The sequence below is a fragment of the Acetobacter farinalis genome (assembly GCF_011516935.1).
Lineage (GTDB): Bacteria > Pseudomonadota > Alphaproteobacteria > Acetobacterales > Acetobacteraceae > Acetobacter > Acetobacter farinalis.
In genome coordinates this window covers 71,922-90,663 of record NZ_WOTF01000003.1, presented here as the reverse complement: position 1 = coordinate 90,663, position 18,742 = coordinate 71,922, and the positions used below count along the sequence as shown (strand labels likewise).

Here is an 18,742-nt window from a genome sequence, read left to right as displayed (position 1 = left end):
CGCCCTTTCTGAACAGGGCAGGGCAGACGGCGGCGCGGGACTGGGTGGGTCGCCCGTCTCTGGAAAAACCGTTATTATAAGCCTTTTACAGAGTCCGCAGGTTCCGTGGTATATCGGGGCCGAAGCTAGGCGCAGGATAGCGCCTCTGCTGGACAGGAAAGCCGGAACGGGAAGATAACGCATGAACAGGCAGGCAGCATCGGGCGCAGGTGTGGGTGCAGGATATCTGCTTGTTGCCGCTGTAGCTGGTCTGCTTGGCGGAGGAGCCTCCGTGCTGCGTCAGGCTGGTCTCCTGCCGGACAGGGGGCTCTGGCCTCTTCTTGAACAAATTCATGCCCCCCTGATGCTTCTGTTTGTGGTTATTCCCGCATTGGTCTGCGGGTTCAGCACGCTCTGGCTGCCTCGCGCTCTGGGGCGTGCCGGAATGGCGCTGCCCGCGCTGAATTACGGTGGTCTTGGCCTTGTTGCGGTGTCCCTTTTGATGGTGATCACCACAGGTGCGCAGGCTCCGGCGGTTCTGCTCTGGTGTGTGGGCATCCTTCTGTCTGTTATGGTGGTGCTCGCAACCCTTTTTGACAGCCGGGCTGATACGGAAGAAAAACGGCCGTTTTCTCCCTTCGTGTGGGGGGAAATGCTGGCATCCGCCGTTCTGCTTCTGGCCGTGCCGGTGCTGGCCGCGTTTATGACGCATCAGCTTCTGTCTGGTGCGCAGACCGATGTGCTGCCTCTGCTGGATGGATTTGCGGAACCCGTCACGCTCGTAACCTTGCTGGCAGGGTTTGGTCTGGTGTTTGAGACCGGGGCGCGGGGTGGCCGTTTTTCAGAAAAGCCCGTGATCGCAATCATGAGCGTGACAGCCGCCGCCTCCTCTATTGTGTGGGTGCGGGGTGTTTTTGCATATGGGCTGGCCGCAACGGCACAGCAGGCTGGCAGTGTGTTGCATAGTGAAAGCACTGTGCTGTTTACCTCCACGCTGGCGTCCGTTCTTCTGGCAGGTCTGTGGATGGCAGGCACATGGCGCAGCCGCCTTTCCCTGCGCATTCCCGTGCTCTGGGGGCTCGGGTTTCTGGCCGTTGTCTCCACGGGGTGGGTTGCACAACTCCTGCGGGGAGAGGGGCTTCACTCCGCCTTGCAAATGGGAGCGGTTTACGCTGCGTTCTGCGGCCTTTATCTGTGGCGCGGGGAAAATGGCGGATACTGGTACCCTCGCCCGCTGGCTCTCTTGCAGTTTGGGCTGATGGCTGCGGCAACAGGCCTGTCTTTTCTTCCTCTTTCCAGTGTCGGGCAAATCTGGAGCGGCGGTCTGCTTGGTGCGTCTCTCCTGTGTTTTGTCGTCACAATGGTGATGAGCTTCACGCAGAACCGCCAGATGCCGGACGGTGGCGCACAGCCTGAACAGGCGGCCCCGGTTTCCGCGCGTGCGGTTGAAGGCACGGTGCAGTCATGAGTGAGAGTGTTGCAGGTCTTCCCACAGAAGGCCGTGTCCGCTTCAAAACAGAGCGGGTTGGCACCACAGCAAAGGACTGGGTTCAGCTTCTCAAGCCGCGCGTGATCTCTCTGGTGGTCTTTACCGGTGCCGCCGGGATGATCATGGCGCCTGGGCATCTGAACCTGTTTGTGGCGGCGGTGTCCATTCTGTGCATCTGTCTGGCATCCGGCGCCGCCGGCGCGATCAATATGTGGTATGACCGCGATATTGATGCCGTCATGCAGCGGACCATCACCCGGCCCATTCCGGGGGGGCGTATCCCCCCGCAGGAAGCACTGGCTTATGGCGTAGGGCTTTCCGGTCTGTCTGTCTGCCTGATGTGGATGGCCACCAACACTCTGGCAGCTGGCATTCTGGCATTTTCCATTTTCTTCTACTCCGTGATCTACACCATGTGGCTCAAGCGCTCCACGCCGCAGAACATTGTGATTGGCGGGGCAGCGGGGGCGTTCCCTCCCATGATCGGCTGGGCAGCGGCCACAGGCCATATGGCTGTTCTGCCCGTGGTGATGTTCGGCATCGTCTTTTTCTGGACGCCACCGCATTTCTGGTCGCTCGCCCTGTATGCCTGCAAGGATTATGGCCGGGCCGGTATTCCGATGCTGCCTGTTGTGAAAGGCGCACGGCATACGCGCTGGAATATCTTTGTTTACACGCTTGTGCTGTTGGCGGTTTCACTCGTGCCGTCTGTCCTGCATCTGTGCGGCTGGCTCTATACGGGGTGTGCTGTAGTGCTGGGGCTCGGGTTTGTGGCCTGCGCGGTGCGGGTGCTGCGTGAGCCGCAGGATGAAAGCGGGATCAGCCTTGCGGGTGATAAAGCCGCACGGCTCTCCTTCCGCTTTTCTCTGGCCTATCTGTTCCTGTTGTTCTGCGGGATGCTGGCCGACCATATGGTGATGGTGTGGAGGGGCTGATGGAAAACCAGACTGTGCTCAGTCCGCAGGAAATTGCGGAGAAGCAGCGCCGCCAGAAAGAGCGCCTGCGCGCCATGCTGGTGTTCATGCTGATGATTGCCGGCGTCATGTACGGGCTGACATTCACGCATTTTTAGAAAGCGGCTGGACTATGCTGCCCGAATGATGTTGCCCCAAGGCAGGCAGGCAGGCAGGCAGGCAGGCAGGCAGGCAGGCAGGCAGGCAGGCGTTAGCGCGGGGATGTGTCGGCAGGAGAGAGCCTCGGGAAAGAAAGAGGCAGGGTCGGTCAGACTTTCTCCGGTTCCGGCTTGGCGCTGACTGTCTGCAGCAGGGTGTCCATCCCGATGTGAATCCCTTTTTCCTGAAGCTTCAGAATTTCTGCCTCAAGGTCAGCCAGTTTACGCTTGTTCCAGAAGTGCAGGAAAATACCAAAAGCTGTGGCGGACACGGCTAGTCCTGCAGCGGCGACTTCCAGAAAAAGCATGATCAAAATCCCGGTGCTGAAACTGTTTTGGTGAAAAAAGGTCTGCATGCGTGTGAGACATGCATGCAGACCGAAGCAGTAGCAGCAGGGTTAGCTGTTGCGGCCCTGCTGGATGGCGGAGAGAAGCCAGCGGCCCCCGCGTGAAGGGCGGGTGAAGGTCCAGAGTTCTGTGATGGTGACAGGCTCTGTGGAGCTGCCATCAATAACCTGCCCGGTGGCATTGGTTGTCAGATCAATCAGGCTGTAGCGCATGGCCACAGTCGCGTAATCCATCCCCGCTTCCTGCCAGGCCTCCGCCAGATCCCCCTGAATGAAGTGGACATCAGACACCACATTGCGGGCACCCTGGCTGGCCAGAGTGGCAAGCTGCTGGTTGAAATAGGAGACCATTTCCGGCGTGGCCATCTGCTGGAGAGCCGGAATGTTCTGCTGGTTCCACGCCGTCTGAATATCCAGCAGGGTCTGCTGGAAGGCCTGATAATCAGCACTGGTAATGGTCAGTGCGCCGGAACTGCCAGCGCCGGGCAGGCCGACGGGCGAACCGCCGGGAGCCGGGCCGGAAGCTGCCGGGTTCAGGCTGAAGCCGGACCCGCCGCTGCGTGAGGGGCTCTGGCCTGAAAAACGCCGGATCAGCCACATCACGACCATCGCAATCAGCCCGATCTGGATCAGCAGTCCGATAAAGCTGAACAGACCATGCACACCGCCCATAAAGCCATGCCCGCTCAGCATGCCGAACAGGCCAGCGCCCAGTATGCCTCCAGCAAGCCCTGTCAGAAACGGGTGGCGGGAGGCTGTGCCCATGCCCATGCCCATGCCCCGATTGAGGGGGGTGCCGTAAGGGGTCTGGGCGGCATAGCCGTTATAGCCCGGAGCCGTGCGCGGCGTGATGGAACGGTCCATGGGGGCCGCGCCGAAGGGCGAGGTGCTGGTTGTGGGGGGGGCGCTCCATGTCCGGCTGCCACGGCTACCCATAGAGCCACCCTGGCCCGGTCTGGCATCAGCCTGAGGGGCCAGCGGCCCACCAAGCAGGCTGACAGTCAGAAGAGCGGTTAAGGCTGGCGTAAGGAAACGCGTTTTCACGGTGTCTGGTCTCTCCGCACAATGTTAGGCCCCGGCAAGGCTCAGGGCATCCACTCTTAATGTGGGGGCATCAGTGCCAAAACGGAACTGCAAATCGTCCGCTAAAATCATGGAGGCGAAAATTTCCAGCAGATTACCCGCCAGAGTGAACTCTTCGGCCGCCTCCGCAATCTGGCCATTGCGGATCATGAAGCCGGAAGCCCCCCGGCTGTAATCCCCGGTCAGGCCATTGAGGGAGGAGCCCATCATTTCCGTGACAAAAATTCCTTCCTTGATGTCGGCCATCAAGGCCTCCGGCGTGACACTGCCGGGCTGGAAGGCAAGGTTGCTCGGGGCAGGGGCGGGCTGGCCGGATGCCCCGCGCGCGGCGCGGCCATTGCCTGTCAGGCCCAGATGGCGCGCGCTCCGGGTGTCCAGAAGCCAGTTCTGAAGAACGCCATTTTCAACAAGGGTGAGGGGCTTGCCCTGCACGGCCTCACCATCGAACGGGCGGGAGCGCAGGCCCCGCGGGCGGGTTGGGTCATCCGTGATGGTGATGTCCGCCGCAAAAATCTGCTGCCCCATTTTGTCCTTCAGGAAGGACGTGCCCCGCGCAATGGCGGAGCCGCTGATGGCCCCCACCAGATGCCCCAGAAAGCTGCTGGCAATACGCGGGTGGAACACAACCGGATATTTGCCGGTGCGCGGGCGGATGGGGTTGAGGCGGGCTACGGCATTGTGCCCTGCATTGCGGCCCAGTGTGGCCGCATCATCCAGATCAGCCAGATAGACGGTGCTGTGATGGTCATAATCCCGCTGCATGCCACTTTCCTTGCCCGCCAGAACGCAGACAGAGGTGGAATGGCGGGTGCGGGCATAGCGCCCGGCAAACCCTTCAGAGGTGACAAGCATGACATCCGTGCGCCCGAAGGAGGCACTGCTGCCTGCGCTGTTGGTCACGCCAGCAACCGCCAGAGCCGCTTCCTCCCCCGCGCGGGCGCGGGCCAGAAGGGCGTTGGCATCCGGTTCAGCCGTGTCTGTCAGGTCCAGCGTGTTCTGGGTGAACGTGCCGGTGAGTGCTTGTGGGGAGAGGCCGGTATACTGGTCATCCGGCAGCATGCGGGCCATGGCCAGGGCTTGCGTAATCAGGCCGTCAAACCGAGCCGGGTCCAGCGTGGTGGTGGAAACAATGGCGGTTTTCTGGCCTGTAAAAACCCTCAGGCCGAGATCTGTGGTTTCAGAGCGTTCCAGCTCTTCCGTCACACCGTTACGAACCCCCGCGCCGAGTGCGGTGCCGGAGATGAAAACGGCATCAGCGGCATCGGCTCCGGCCTTGCGCGCACGGCTGACAAGATCAGAGATCTTTTCGAGGGTCTGTTCACTCATGCCGCAAGTGTCTCCGTAATAGTGTCCAGAGAGAGGACGTGTCTGACAGGCCCGAGTGCCGCCAGAGTGGGGCGCTGGGTGAAAATGCGGGCGGCCACACGGCGGATATCTTCCGTGGTAATGGCCTCCACGCGGGCCACCGTTTCCTCAACAGGGATCAGGCGGCCAAAAAGCTGGAGCTGGCGGGCAATCTGCTCACACCGGCTGCCCGTGCTTTCCAGAGACATCAGGAGAGAGGCCTTCAACTGCGCACGGGCGCGGGCCAGCTCTTCTTCCCCAATGCTCTTCTGAGCTTTTTTCAGCTCTTCCAGCGTGACGGGTATCAGCTCCGCGCATTCCTTTTCACCGGTGCCAGCGTAAATGCCAAACACACCGCCATCAAGGAACGGGGCATTGAAAGAATAGACGGAATAGACCAGCCCCCGTTTTTCCCGGATTTCCTGGAACAGGCGGGAGGACATCCCTCCGCCCAGCAGGAGGGAGAGCATGAGCGTCGCGTAGTAATCCGGGTCATTATACCCCACGGAGGGGAAGCCCAGAACCACATGGGCCTGATCAAGCTCCTTCTCCTGCCGGAACTCACCCCCCTTGTAGACGGAGGGCGTACCGGGGATAAGCGGCGTGCGGCCAAGGTCCGCAAAGTGCCGCTCAACCTGCCGCACAACGTCTTCATGATGCAGGTTGCCAGCGGCGGCCACCACCATGTTGCCCGTGGTGTAATGCGCGCTCATGTAGCGCATCAGCGTGTCACGGCTCATGGTGCGGATCAGCTCTTCCGTGCCCAGCGTGGGGCGGCCCATCGGCTGGTTCGGGTAGGCAGCGGCCTGAAAATGGTCAAACACCACATCATCGGGCGTATCGTTCGCCTGCCCGATTTCCTGAAGAATCACGCCGCGCTCGCGCTCGATTTCTGCCGGGTCGAACGTGGAGTGTGTCAGGATATCACCAATGATATCCACCCCGAGATCCAGATTTTCCTTCAGAAGCTTGACGTAGAAGGCGGTCTGCTCCCGCGCGGTGTAGGCATTGATATGCCCCCCCACGTTTTCAATTTCCTCGGCAATCTGAAGGGCTGAGCGGCGCTCTGTTCCCTTGAAGGCCATGTGCTCCAGAAAATGGGAAACACCGTTTTCTTCAGCCCTTTCATCCCGTGTGCCGGTGGAAACATAAGCACCGAAGGAAACGGTTTCGACGCGCTCCATACGTTCTGTAACAACAATCAGGCCCGAGGGCAGGCGGGTCAGCTGGATCGGATCGGTCATTCTTGTCCTGAAAAGAAAGGCCGCATGTGCGGCCTGAAAAAAGGAAGCCGGAGAGTATCAGGCGTTGGAGAGGACTGCGGCGCGCACGGCATCCTTCACAGCCCCGGCCGTGGCCGAAACGGTGCGATAACGCTCTTCGCGCGAATAGAGGTCTGCCAGATGGGCGGGCAGGGCGGGGCGGATGCCGGTGGCGGCCACCATGGCATCGGGGAACTTTGCCGGGTGCGCTGTGGCCATGGCCACCATGGGCACGCCAGCCTGCCGGAAGCGGCGGCCTGCGGCAATGCCAATGGCACTGTGCGGGTCCGCCAGATAACCGGAGCGGTCATGCAGGGATTTGATTTCCGCTTCGGTCTCCGCGTCATCCAGCGCCAGGCCGGAAAAGAGCGTGCGGGCCGCCTCCCACGCTTCCGCCGGCACATCCATGTGCCCGGTGGTGCGGAAGCCGGTCATGATGCGGGCGCAGGCTTCGGCATCGCGCCCGAGCAGCTCGAACAGCAGACGTTCGAAGTTGGAGGAGACCTGAATATCCATGGAAGGCGAAAGGCTGGGCATGACGGACTTCATGGTCATGTCATTCGCGTTCAGGAAGCGGGTCAGGATATCATTGCGGTTGGAGCCCACGCACAGGTGCCGCACCGGCAGCCCCATTTTCCGCGCGGCCCATGCGGCCAGAATATTTCCGAAATTCCCGGTGGGCACCGCAAAGGACACCTCCCGCTCCGGTGCGCCAAAGTTCAGGGCTGCATAGGCATAATAGGGGATCTGTGCGGCAATTCTCGCCCAGTTGATGGAATTGACGGCCGAGAGATGCATCTCCTTGCGGAAGGGCATGTCAGCAAACAGGGCTTTGACCAGATCCTGACAATCATCAAACGTGCCCTCAACGGCCAGATTGGTCACGTTGGGTTCCAGCACCGTGGTCATCTGGCGGCGCTGCACTTCGGAGGTACGGTCCTTGGGGTGCAGGATAACAACGGAGAGGCGCTCCCGCCCACGGCAGGCTTCAATGGCGGCAGAGCCGGTATCGCCCGAGGTGGCGCCCACGATGGTGACATGGCTGTTGCGCTCGGTCAGCACATGTTCGAAGAGCTGGCCGAGCAACTGCATGGCCATGTCCTTGAAGGCCAGAGTGGGGCCGTGGAACAGTTCCTGCACAAACAGACCATCTTCCACCTGTGTCAGCGGGACAATGGCAGGGTGGTCAAACCCGGCGTAAGCTTTCTCGCACAGGTCGCGCAGCGTTGCGGGGGCGATATCCCCTCCGACAAACGGCGTCATGATCCGGGCGGCAAGCTCCGGATACGGCAGACCCCGCATGTCTTGCCACTCGGAGAGCGAGAAGCTGGGCCATGTTTCCGGCAGATACAGGCCGCCATCTTCGGCAAGGCCTGTCAGCAGGACATCAGAGAACGAGAGAGCGGGAGCCTTCCCCCGGGTCGAGATATAGCGCATGGCCAGACTTATACCCTGAATGGAAGACGGCGCGAAGTAGCCTTCTGCATCCGTTTGCTCAGGGCGGGGGCGGCGTGGTGGGCAGTGTGAGCTGATAGACCGTGACCGGCCATGTGACGGTTGCATGGCCATTCTGGAACGCAGCGCTGTGGTCAAGCTGCAGGGTGGGCACAAACAGATGCCCGTGCATGTCCAGCCCCGGTGTTCCGGGGTATTTCAGGCGTGGGTCTGTTATCAGCCTGCGGGGAATGCGCCCGGTGCTGTAGCTCAGAATGCTGCCGGTGCTGACATCGGACCAGTAGAGCGTGCCATCCGGCCCGATTGTCATGCCGCCGAGGGACGGCGTTTTGTACCACTGCGTGACAATCTCCTCCATGGCGGCAGGCGTGATGTCCGGGTCTGAAAACGTGCTGGTGTCCACTCGGGCGAGGTAGTTGCCCGGAGCCTGAAGCACAATCCAGCGGCCATCGGGGCTGATGGCGATCATGCTGGAATCAATGGCTGCGGCATGGCCATCCGCCCAGTTGAGCGTGCCGCCCGGAATCTGGATGGGGCGTGTGGCGATAAGGGCGGGATGGCGGTCCAGAAAGCGGCGGGTGGAGGCGGAGGGCAGATCGACCACCAGCACCCCGGCCACGCCGGAATCCGCCACGTATGCCGTCGTTCCATGCACGGCCACGCCGGAGAGAATGCTCTGCGGGTGCAGGGCGCTTTTCTCGATGGCGACAGTGCCGAGCACCGTATTGGTGCGGGTATCAATATGGATCAGCTTGGGCGGGGCAACCGCCGGAGCCTTGCGGTCTGGCACGCCACTGTCCAGCACCCAGAGCGTGCCATCGGGCAGCAGAGTCAGCCCGGCCGCGGCCACAATCCGTTTTGCGGCGTCACCCGTCGCGGCGTTCCACTCCGCGTTCGGATAGGGGGTAAAGCGGCCATCGGCGGTGCGGATGGAAAGCTGCGGGCCGGGATTGCCAATCCACGCCGGGGCCTCAAACAGCATCCGGCCATCGGGCAGAGGCACCACCGCATCCCAGATCTGGCTGTCTGACTGAGTGAAGGGTGTCAGGGCCGAGGCGGAGAGTTCCGGCACCTTGGGCATATGCACGGCCCATGCGGCGGGAGCAGGCAGGGCGAGGGCAAGGCCTGCGGTGAGAGTTGCAAGGGCAAGGGCGCGGGTTGGCCCTGCAAAAGGCCGGGAACGTCTGGTCATCATGAAATTTCTGGCAGCCTTGCTGAACATGTGCGGCGAAAACATGGGGGGAGTTTCCCCCCTTTTGAGTAAACCCGACAACCGCGTTCTGCGCATGGCCGCAGGAACCCGTTGAAGAGCCCTGCGAAGAAAGCGGACGGCGGGCAGGATTTCAGGCGTCTGGCGCGCGGTCCAGATACCGGCGGCGGATATGCGCCTGCCAGGCCTCCGCCCCCAGCGGCGCGCCTGTGGCGTCTTCAATAATCTCGGGCATGGAGGCGCTTCTGGCGCGGCTGTGGATAGTGGTGCGCAGCCACTGCATGAGGGGGGCAAAATCACCCTGCGCCACGGCGGGGGCAATCCGGCTGTCCTGCCCGAAGGCGGCCGTGCGGAGCTGTGCGGCGGCCAGTGCGCCCATGGCGTAGCAGGGGAAATAGCCAAACAGCCCTTCCGGCCAGTGAATATCCTGCAGGCAGCCGCGCCGGTCATCCGGCACGGTCAGGCCGAGCAGGGTGTGGAGTCTGTCATTGAAGGCGGCGGGCAGGTCTTTCAGGGCAAGGTCCCCGTTGATCATCGCGGTTTCCAGCTCGTAGCGAACAAGGATATGCGCGGGGTAGGTCACCTCATCCGCATCCACGCGGATGAAGCCGGGTTCAACATGCGTCATCAGGCGGTGCAGGGTTTCCGTCTGCCAGCCCGGTGTGGCGTCTGTGGTGCCGAATCTCGCGCGCAGCAGGGGGGCGACCCACTCCACAAAAGCGCGGGAGCGGCACACCTGCATTTCAATCATCAGGGACTGGCTTTCATGCAGCGTCATGCCGCCAGCCTGCCCCACAGGCTGGGAAAGCCAGTCCGCAGGCAGGCCCATGTCATACAGGGCATGACCTGTTTCATGCAGCACACCCATCATGGCGGGCAGGAAGTCCGCTTCTTCATAGCGCGTGGTCAGTCGCACATCATGCGTGGCCCCGCCGCAGAAGGGGTGCAGGCTCACGTCCAGCCTGCCGCGGGTCATGTCAAAGCCAAGCTGCTGCATCAGCTCGCGGCCCAGCGCTTCCTGCTGCGGCACCGGAAAGGGACCTTGCGGTGGGGTGGGGGCAGGCAGGCTGTTCTGCTTTTCCAGCACGGCGGCAATCAGGCCGGGCAGTTCCGCGCCAAGGCGGGTGAAAATCGGGTCGATGTCCGTCTGGCGGGTGCCGGGGTCGAACGAATCCAGCAGGGCATCATAGGGGGAGAGGCCCAGAGCCTCGCCTTTGGCTGTGGCAATCTGCCGCGTAAGGTTCAGAACTTCCTGCTGATACGGCAGAAACGTCTTGAAATCACTGTTCTGGCGGGCCTCGCGCCAGACCATTTCACTGCGAGCCGTGGCCTGCGCGCTGGCTTCCACCAGATCTCCCGGCAGGGCTGTGGCGTGGGTGTGCAGGCGCTGCATTTCCGCCAGATTGGCGCGGCGCCAGACATCATCTCCGGCATCTGCCGAGGCAAGAAGCTCCGCCATTTCGGGGGCGGTGAGAATTTCATGCCGCAGCCCTTCCAGCATGGCCAGATTTTCAGCCCGGCGTTCCGCCGCGCCGTGCGGCATGATGACTTCCTTGTCCCAGCACAGAATACCGATGGCATCATTGAGGGAGGACAGGCGGGCAAAATGGCGCTCAAGGCTCTGATAGGCTTTATTCATCAGCTAAGGTCTGATCCTGTAGGTGGCAAGGCTGAGCCACAGCGTAGTGCATCCCTTCGCAGGACGGAAATTTTTGCGAAGATGGTCCGTCCGCCAAAGACGGCCTGACAGAACGGAAGAAAGCATATGCCCCACAGAAACGGGATGGCGGAGCAGGAGGATACGGTCACGCAGGCGCTGGCCCTTCTTTCCGCCGGGGATGCGGAACGGGCCGCGGCCATGCTGCGCGCGCTTCTGCGTGAGGATGCGTCCGATGCTGAAGCCTGGCACGCCATGGCCTGTGTTGCCCGTGCCGGGGGGGATATGCAGGCGGCGGTTGCTCTGGCCGGGCGGGCTATCGGGCTTCGGCCGGAGGGGCATTTTCACATTACGCTGGCTCACGCGCTGCTGGCGCAGGGGCATGATGAACCCGCCCGTGCGGCGGCCCATGTCGCGGTGATGACAACGCCCAGAGACCCGCGGGCGCATGAGGCCATGGCCGCCGTGCTGGAAGCGCAGAACCGTGTGCCCGACGCAGAGCTGGCCTTGCGCACGGCATTAAGGCTGCGGCCGCTGGACTGTGAAAAACATCTCGCCCTTGCCGCTTTTCTGGCGCGGCACGGGCAGGGTGCTGAAGCCTTGTCTGTTTCGGAAAAAGCCCTGCGTCTGGCGCCTGAAAACAGCTTTGCACAAAATCAGCATGCGCTGCTTCTTGAGCGGGCGGGGCGCTTGCGGGATGCCGAACCGTTTTTTGGCGCTGTGGCGGCGGCCTTCCCGCAGGATGCTGCTGCGTTGGCGAATTTTGGGGCCGCCTTGTTTGCCAAAGGGGAGTTTGAGCAGGCGCGGAGCGTGCTGGAAGACTCGGCCCGTCGCGTGCCTGATGCCCCTGAAACGCGCAGTAATCTCGGGCTGGTGCAGATGGCTCTGGGAGCGCTGGATGACGCCGAGCGGGAACTGGGCGCGGCCCATGCGCTCCGCAGGCAGGATGCACGGCTGGCGGTGAATTACGGAACCGTTCTGGCGGACCTCGGGCAACGGCAGGCGGCGGAGGCGCTCTTCCGGCAGGCTGAGGCCTCGGACGCGCCGGAACAGGACCGGGCACGGGCGCGCTTTAATCTGGGCACGTTACTGCTGGCGGAAGGCCGCTTTCAGGAAGGCTGGCAGGCGTTTGAGGCGCGGCAGGCCCTGCTGCCCGCCAGTCAGACCGAAGATCTGCCACCTTGGGATGGAGCAGACACAGGCGGCCAGCCTGTTCTGCTGTATGCCGAGCAGGGGCTGGGCGATACGCTCCAGTTCCTGCGGTATGTGGAACCGGCTCTGGCGCGCGCGCCGGTTCTGCTATCCGTGCCGGAGGGGCTGCGTGCGCTGGTCGCGCAGGAAGAGAGCGTGCGGGAAGGGCGTGTGACACTGCTGCGCAAAGGGCAGACGGCCCGCGCCTTCGGGGCGGTGGCCAGTTGCTCCCTGCTCAGCCTGCCTGCGCGTCTGGGGCTGGATACGCCGTATCCGTGGCGGATGGCGTTCAGTCTGCCGGGAAGCGAGCGCGGTCTGCCCGAACCCGGTGCCATGCGTCCGGAAACCGGCCCGGAAACACGCCCAGAGAGGAACGCGGGCACCGGGACGGAGGGAAGCCTTCTCCGGGTGGGCCTCTGTTGGGCCGGGAACCCCGGGTATCGGTTTGACCGCCGGCGCTCCATGCCGCTGGCCTGCCTTGCGCCGTTGGCGGATGTGCCGGGGGTGGTGTTTCAGTCCCTGCAATCTCCTCAGCCGTTGCAGCATGCAGAGGGGAGCGATGTTCCTCCGTTTCCGCTAACGCCGCTGCCGGAAGGGGACATGCTGGCCACGGCCCATGTCATTGCCGGGCTTGATCTGGTGATCACGGTGGATACAGCCATTGCGCATCTGGCGGGAGTGCTGGGTAAACCTGTCTGGTTGCTGAACCGGTTTGGGGGGGACTGGCGGTGGGCGGAAGGCTCAACCCGGCATCTGCCGGACGGGCGGGCGGAAAATCTGTGGTACCCGAGTCTCCGGTTGTTTTCACAGCCCGAGCCGGGGGAGGGGGCTGCACCGTGGCGGCTCCCGGTGGAGGCTGTGGCTCAGGCTTTGTGCAAACTTGTTAAGATGTAACCGGAACGCCTGTTGCCCCGGCGGATGACGCCCGTATGATAAGGAAATGACGCGTTATTCTCCCGAGGGTGCCACGCCCGCCATGGCGCAATGGTTTGCGCTGAAGGCCGAAAATCCTGAAGCCCTGCTGTTTTTTCGCATGGGCGATTTTTACGAATTGTTTTTTGATGATGCCACGGCAGCGGCGGCAGCGCTTGATATCGCGCTGACAGCCCGTGGCACCCACGCGGGTGACCCGATTCCCATGTGCGGCGTGCCGGTGGCCGCGGCTTCGGCCTATCTGGCGCGGCTGATTCGCCGGGGCTTTCGCGTGGCTGTCGCGGAGCAGACGGAGGCCCCGCGAAAAGGCAAGGGCGCTCCCAAAGGCCCGCTGGCCCGCGCCGTGGTGCGGGTGGTGACACCGGGCACTCTGACGGAAGATGAATTGCTTGAACCCGGTCGCTCCAACCTGCTTCTGGCGCTGGCCGAAGGTGTGGGCGGCGGGCGCAAGGGCCGGACGGCAGACGCTGCCGGAGCACCCGCGCAGGCCACTGCCATGATCGGGGCGGCGTGGATTGATGTCTCGACGGGCCTGTTTGAAACGGCGCGTGTTTCCCAGATGTCGCTCGCGGCGCTGCTGGGGCGGCTGGACCCTGCGGAAATTCTGGCCCCCAAGGGGCTGGCGCTGGGTGAGCATGAGGCCGCTCGTGCGCCGGAGGTACTGATCCCCGGTGTGGAGGCTGCCCGCCAGCGTCTGGCCGCGGCCTTTGATGTTGCCAGTGTGGATGCGTTCGGCACCTTCACGGATGAAGAGGCTGTGGCAGCGGCGGCTGCGGTTGACTATGTGCAGCGCAGTCAGGCTGGAAAGCTGCCGCGTCTGGCGCATCCAAGCCCGCAGATGGATGGCGGCATTCTGGGGATTGACCCGGCAACCCGCGCCAGTCTGGATATCCTGCGCGCGCGGGATGGCGGGACGGAGCACACACTGTTCTCCGCCATGAACCAGACTGTCACCTCTGCCGGGGCGCGGATGGTGGCGGAATGGCTGGCTGCCCCGCTGACAGATGTCTCCCGCATTGCGGCCCGGCAGGATGGCTGGTGCTGGCTGCGCGAGTCGCCCTCCTGCTGTGCCGCCCTGCGGGATGCTCTTAAAAAAGCGCCGGATATTGCGCGCGCGCTGGGCCGCCTTTCTCTGGGGCGCGGCCAGCCGCGTGATCTGGCGGCGATACGGGACGCCCTGCACGCAGCGCGCGCCGCCGCCGCGGCTCTGGGGGCGGACCACGCGGCTCTGCCACCTTATCTCGCCCGGGCGGCTCTCAGCCTTGGCGCAGCACCGGAGCTGGAAGCCGAACTGGTGCGCGCCGTGGCGGAGGATCTGCCCGCCCGGCTGGAGGATGGCGGGGTGATTGCCCCCGGTTATGACGGCGAACTGGATGGCTACCGGAGCCTGAGGGACAATTCCCGGCGTGTGATTGCCGGGTTGCAGGCGGAGTATGCCACCCGATTCGGTGTGGCCAGCCTGAAGATCAAGCATCACGCCCAGCTCGGCTATGTGATTGAAGTGCCGGTTGCGGCCAGTGCGCGCATCAAGGACCGGGATGATCTGATGTTCCGGCAGGGCACGGCCAGCAATGCCCGCTTTTCCACAGAGGAACTCTCCTCCCTTGATGCCCGCATTGCCGAGGCGGCAGAGCGGGCGGCGGCGCGGGAAAAAGCTGTTTTTACAGTGCTTGTCGAACAGATTTTGGCGGAAGAGACGCTGCCTGTTCTGGCGCGCGCGCTGGCCGTGCTGGATGTGCTGCACTCCTGCGCCATGCTGGCGGCCGGGGGGAACTGGTGCCGTCCGGTGGTGACGGACGATACCACGTTTGTGCTGGAAGGGTGCCGCCACCCGGTGGTGGAGGCCGCGCTGCCCAAAGGCACACGCTTCACGCCGAACGGGTGTGATCTCTCGCCCGACAGGCGCGTCATGCTGCTCACAGGCCCGAACATGGCCGGTAAATCCACCTTCCTGCGCCAGACAGCACTTGCTGTCCTGCTGGCGCAGGGTGGTTTTCCGGTTTCAGCGGAAAAGGCTCATGTCGGGGTTGTGGATCAGCTTTTCTCCCGCGTCGGGGCCTCGGATGATCTGGCACGGGGCCGCTCCACCTTCATGGTGGAAATGACGGAAACAGCGGCCATCCTGAATCAGGCTGGCCCGCGCTCTCTGGTGGTGGTGGATGAAATAGGGCGCGGCACGGCAACGCTCGATGGTCTGGCCATCGCCTGGGCCGTGCTGGAGGCTTTGCATTCAACCGTGCGCTGCCGTGCAATTTTTGCAACACACTTCCATGAACTGGCGGGGCTGGTTGATACCCTGCCGCGCCTTTCTCCCCACACCATGGCGGTGCGGGAATGGCGTGGGCAGATTGTGTTTCTGCACGAGGTGCTGGCCGGATCGGCCAAGAAAAGCTGGGGCGTGCATGTTGCCAAGCTGGCGGGTGTGCCCCCTTCCGTGGTGGACCGGGCCGGGCGGCTGCTGCGTGAGCTGGAGCGTGATCATGCAACAGGGCCAAAACCCCTGCCTCTGTTCGACACGCAGAAGATATTACCGCAAGAAGACGAAAATACGTTAAGAAAGCGACTGTTAGAGGTAGACCCGGATACTCTGACACCGCGCGCGGCGCTGGACATCCTGTATGAGCTTCGTAAGGAAGCGGCGCGGGAAGATGGATGGTCAGGCCAGAGTTAAACCCGGGTTACGCAATTTTAGACGACTCTCAGGAGCAGATTCCGACCGCAATGTCGACTTCCCCCGCACACGCTGCCCCCGAGCAGCCCGATGCCGCCACCCTAGCCTCCCTCACGCCGGAGGGGCTTGCCGCCTGCCTTGCGCGGGAGCTGCGGGATGCAACACCGGAAAACGCCACGATCCCTGAGCGGGATGAGGCCGTGGCCATTTTTCGCCGCCAGCTTGGTCGGTACCAGGCGGATATCCGTGGCCAGTTTGAAGCGCATGTGCTCAAGGGAGCACAGGCCGCCAAGCAGATTGCAGCGTTTACGGATGTCATGCTGCGCGGCATTGTTGATCTGGCCCTGCGTGCAACCGGCACACAAACCAATGCCGGGCAGGGTGAGGTGGAAATCCCCTCTGCCGGGCGGCTTGTGGTTGCGGCCACCGGCGGTTACGGGCGTGGTATGCTGGCTCCGTTCAGCGATATTGACCTGCTGTTCCTGACTGAGGAAGAAAACGCGCAGAGCGCGCACAGGCTGGTGGAGTATGTGCTCTATTTCCTGTGGGACCTCGGCCTGAAAGTCGGCCACGCAACCCGCACGATCAATGAATGCATTGAGGAAGCCGGGAAGGACACCACCGTCCGCACAGCCCTGCTGGATGCCCGCCTTCTGGCGGGGGATGCCGCCCTGTTCGCCATGTTTGAGGCCCGTTACATCGTGGCGTGTGTTGAAGCCGGTGCGGCTGGCTTCATTCAGGATAAAAGGCGGGAGCGGCTGGAGCGGCACCGCCGGTTTGGGGACAGCCCCTATCTGGTGGAACCCAATATCAAGGAAGGCCGTGGCGGCCTGCGGGATTTGCAGACACTGTACTGGATGTGCCGCAACACGTTCGGCACACGCCATGTGATGGATCTGCTGGCCCCGGAATTTATCTGGATGGGCCTGCTGACAGAGCAGGAAGCCGCCCGCGCCCGCCGCTCCTGGGACTTTTTATGGACGGTGCGCCTGCATCTTCACTATGTCGCGGGGCGGGCGGAAGAGCGCCTGACCTTTGATATGCAGCCGGTTATCGGCGCGCGGATGGGCTATACCCGTCACGGCCGCCAGAACGGGGTGGAGCGCTTCATGCGCCACTACTTCCTGACCGCGCGCGAAGTCATGCGCCTGACACATGTTCTCGAACCTGCCGTGCTGCGGCAGGCGCAAGGGCCGGTCGCCACAGCCGCCAAGGCGGATGAGGCCATGCGGGAGGCCGGGTTCACACTGGTGGATGGCCAGATTCTGCCTGAGCGCGGAATCTCGTTCGACCAGGAACCGATCAAGATGATGCAGTTGCTGGACTGGGCGCGTATGCGCCGCAGGCCCCTGCATCCGCTGGGCCGGCATCAGCTTATCCGCTGGGAGCGGCGCGCCATAAGCCTGCGGGAAAATCTGGAAGCCGCCCGTATTTTTCTTGATCTGCTGTGCGGGGAAACAGAGGCGCAGGAACCACCACGGCGGCGGCGTGAGAGCAGCGTGGCGGAAGAGGGCGCGGTGTCTGTCTCGTCCGGTTATGAACAGCATACACCTCCGGGCCACGCGCACTGGCTGCATATCCTGAATGAAACCGGCATTTTCGGGCGGCTTATTCCGGACTGGGCGCGCATTGTCGGCCAGATGCAGTTTGACACCTATCATGTGTTCACTGTGGATGAGCACACGATAGAAGCTGTCCGCATCATGGACGAAGTGATGGCGGGCCGCATGGCGGATGAAATTCCGGTGGCGTATGAGCTTGTCAAAGGGCTGCATTCCCGCCGGGCGCTGTATATGGCTGTCCTGCTGCATGATATTGCCAAGGGCCGCGGGGGAGATCACTCCGAAATCGGGGCTGAAATCGCGGCGGACCTGTGCCCGAAACTGGGAATGTCCGGCGAGGAAACGGAAACGGTGTCCTGGCTGGTGCTGCACCATCTGCTGCTGAGCCATACGGCGTTCCAGCGGGATATTGATGACCCCAAGACCATTCTGGATGTCGCGGATATTGTTCAGTCACCCGAGCGGCTGCGCCTTCTGCTGCTGCTGACCATTGTGGATATGCGCGCTGTCAGCTCCCGTGTGTGGAACGCATGGAAAGCCACGCTGCTGCGTGAGCTTTATGTGCGCGTGGCGGAAGTTCTGGCCGGTGGTCTGGCCACCACGGAGCGTGACGTGCGTGTGCGCCACGCCAAGGAGATTACCGCTGAAATTCTGGCGGAAGATGGCGTTTCCTCTCAGGATATCGACCGGTTCCTGGGGCTGGGCTATGCGGGGTACTGGCTCTCCTTTGACCATGAAACCCATAAACGCCACGCCCGCCTGATCCGGGATGCTGACGCGCGTGATGCCCCGCTGACAGTGGAAGTGCTGCCTCTGCCGGCGCGTGGGGTGACGGAAGTCACGGTCTATACTGTGGACGTACCGGGCCTGTTCTCCAAAATAGCCGGAGCGCTGGCGCTGGCGGGCGCGTCCATTGTGGATGCGCGCATTCACACCATGATGCACGGCATGGCGCTGGATACGTTCTGGATTCAGGATACAGCCGGCAGTGCCTATGAAGAAACACACCGTCTGGCGCGGCTGTGCTCGCTGATCGAGCAGTCCCTGAGCGGGCAAATTGATATCGGCGCGGAAATTGCACAGGCGGGGTTCGGGCATATGCCTATGCGGATGCGCGCCATTCATGTGCCGCCGCGTGTGGTGATTGATAACGGTGCGTCCAATGCCTACACCGTGATTGAAATCAACGGGCGGGACAGACCCGGCCTGCTGCATGATGTCACGGCGGCCATGAGCGAGGAAAACCTTCAGATCGCATCAGCCCATATCACCACATACGGGGTGCGGGCGGTGGACGTGTTCTATGTGAAGGACCTGTTCGGCCTGAAAATTACCGACAAGAAGCGTCTGGAAGAAATCCGGGACCGTCTTCTCAAAGGGATGAGAGAGGCCGAGGCCGAGGCAAAAGCCTTGCTGGACGCGCGTATCCCGGCCTGACGAAGTGAAGG

The 18,742-nt window shown here is 62.8% G+C and carries 13 protein-coding genes; 6 read left to right on the top strand and 7 right to left on the bottom strand.

Going from position 1 to position 18,742, the window contains the following annotated elements; translation table 11 throughout:
* Positions 1-181: 181 nt before the first annotated feature.
* Genes GOB82_RS05295 through GOB82_RS05285 form a run of 3 tightly spaced genes read left to right on the top strand, consistent with a single transcriptional unit; the run spans position 182 to position 2,540 of the window.
* The gene (locus tag GOB82_RS05295; protein ID WP_166120647.1) at positions 182-1,447 is read left to right on the top strand and encodes a cbb3-type cytochrome c oxidase subunit I; all 1,266 of its coding nucleotides are present in this window, start codon (positions 182-184) and stop codon (positions 1,445-1,447) included.
* Entirely contained in the window at positions 1,444-2,403 is a 960-nt protein-coding gene (locus GOB82_RS05290; protein WP_166120644.1) for a heme o synthase, read from the top strand. The genes GOB82_RS05295 and GOB82_RS05290 overlap by 4 nt, the downstream gene beginning before the upstream one ends.
* On the top strand, positions 2,403-2,540 hold the full coding sequence (locus GOB82_RS05285) for a hypothetical protein (RefSeq protein WP_166120641.1): 138 nt from the start codon (positions 2,403-2,405) through the stop codon (positions 2,538-2,540). Before GOB82_RS05290 ends, GOB82_RS05285 begins: the two co-directional genes overlap by 1 nt.
* Before the next feature lie 149 nt (positions 2,541-2,689).
* On the opposite strand, the gene GOB82_RS05280 is transcribed toward GOB82_RS05285, so the two are convergent.
* The 7 genes from GOB82_RS05280 to GOB82_RS05250 all read right to left on the bottom strand — a co-directional run bounded on the left by GOB82_RS05280 (position 2,690) and on the right by GOB82_RS05250 (position 10,919).
* The gene (locus GOB82_RS05280) at positions 2,690-2,887 is read right to left on the bottom strand and encodes a hypothetical protein (protein WP_166120638.1); all 198 of its coding nucleotides are present in this window, start codon (positions 2,885-2,887) and stop codon (positions 2,690-2,692) included.
* A 90-nt stretch (positions 2,888-2,977) separates the two neighbouring features.
* Positions 2,978-3,970, bottom strand: coding sequence for a TIM44-like domain-containing protein (locus tag GOB82_RS05275; RefSeq protein WP_166120635.1), 993 nt, complete (start codon positions 3,968-3,970; stop codon positions 2,978-2,980).
* Positions 3,971-3,994: 24 nt separating this feature from the next.
* A complete protein-coding gene (locus tag GOB82_RS05270; protein ID WP_166120632.1) occupies positions 3,995-5,335 on the bottom strand; it encodes a TldD/PmbA family protein in 1,341 nt (446 codons plus the stop codon).
* Positions 5,332-6,597: a M16 family metallopeptidase gene (locus GOB82_RS05265; RefSeq protein WP_166120629.1), complete on the bottom strand. Its 1,266-nt coding sequence runs from the start codon at positions 6,595-6,597 to the stop codon at positions 5,332-5,334. Before GOB82_RS05265 ends, GOB82_RS05270 begins: the two co-directional genes overlap by 4 nt.
* 57 nt (positions 6,598-6,654) lie before the next feature.
* Positions 6,655-8,052, bottom strand: coding sequence for a threonine synthase (gene thrC, locus GOB82_RS05260; protein ID WP_166120626.1), 1,398 nt, complete (start codon positions 8,050-8,052; stop codon positions 6,655-6,657).
* A 58-nt stretch (positions 8,053-8,110) separates the two neighbouring features.
* Entirely contained in the window at positions 8,111-9,262 is a 1,152-nt protein-coding gene (locus tag GOB82_RS05255; protein ID WP_166121078.1) for an L-dopachrome tautomerase-related protein, read from the bottom strand.
* Positions 9,263-9,413: 151 nt separating this feature from the next.
* A complete protein-coding gene (locus tag GOB82_RS05250) occupies positions 9,414-10,919 on the bottom strand; it encodes a carboxypeptidase M32 (protein ID WP_166120623.1) in 1,506 nt (501 codons plus the stop codon).
* 126 nt (positions 10,920-11,045) lie between these two features.
* Here GOB82_RS05250 and GOB82_RS05245 point away from each other — a divergent pair, with 126 nt between their 5' ends.
* The 3 genes from GOB82_RS05245 to GOB82_RS05235 are packed head-to-tail and all read left to right on the top strand — an operon-like array spanning position 11,046 to position 18,731.
* On the top strand, positions 11,046-13,022 hold the full coding sequence (locus tag GOB82_RS05245; protein ID WP_166120621.1) for a tetratricopeptide repeat protein: 1,977 nt from the start codon (positions 11,046-11,048) through the stop codon (positions 13,020-13,022).
* Positions 13,023-13,068: 46 nt separating this feature from the next.
* Entirely contained in the window at positions 13,069-15,732 is a 2,664-nt protein-coding gene (gene mutS, locus GOB82_RS05240; RefSeq protein ID WP_166120619.1) for a DNA mismatch repair protein MutS, read from the top strand.
* A 50-nt stretch (positions 15,733-15,782) separates the two neighbouring features.
* Positions 15,783-18,731 (top strand): [protein-PII] uridylyltransferase, encoded by a 2,949-nt coding sequence (locus tag GOB82_RS05235; RefSeq protein ID WP_166120615.1) that lies wholly within the window; start codon positions 15,783-15,785, stop codon positions 18,729-18,731.
* Positions 18,732-18,742 lie beyond the last annotated feature (11 nt).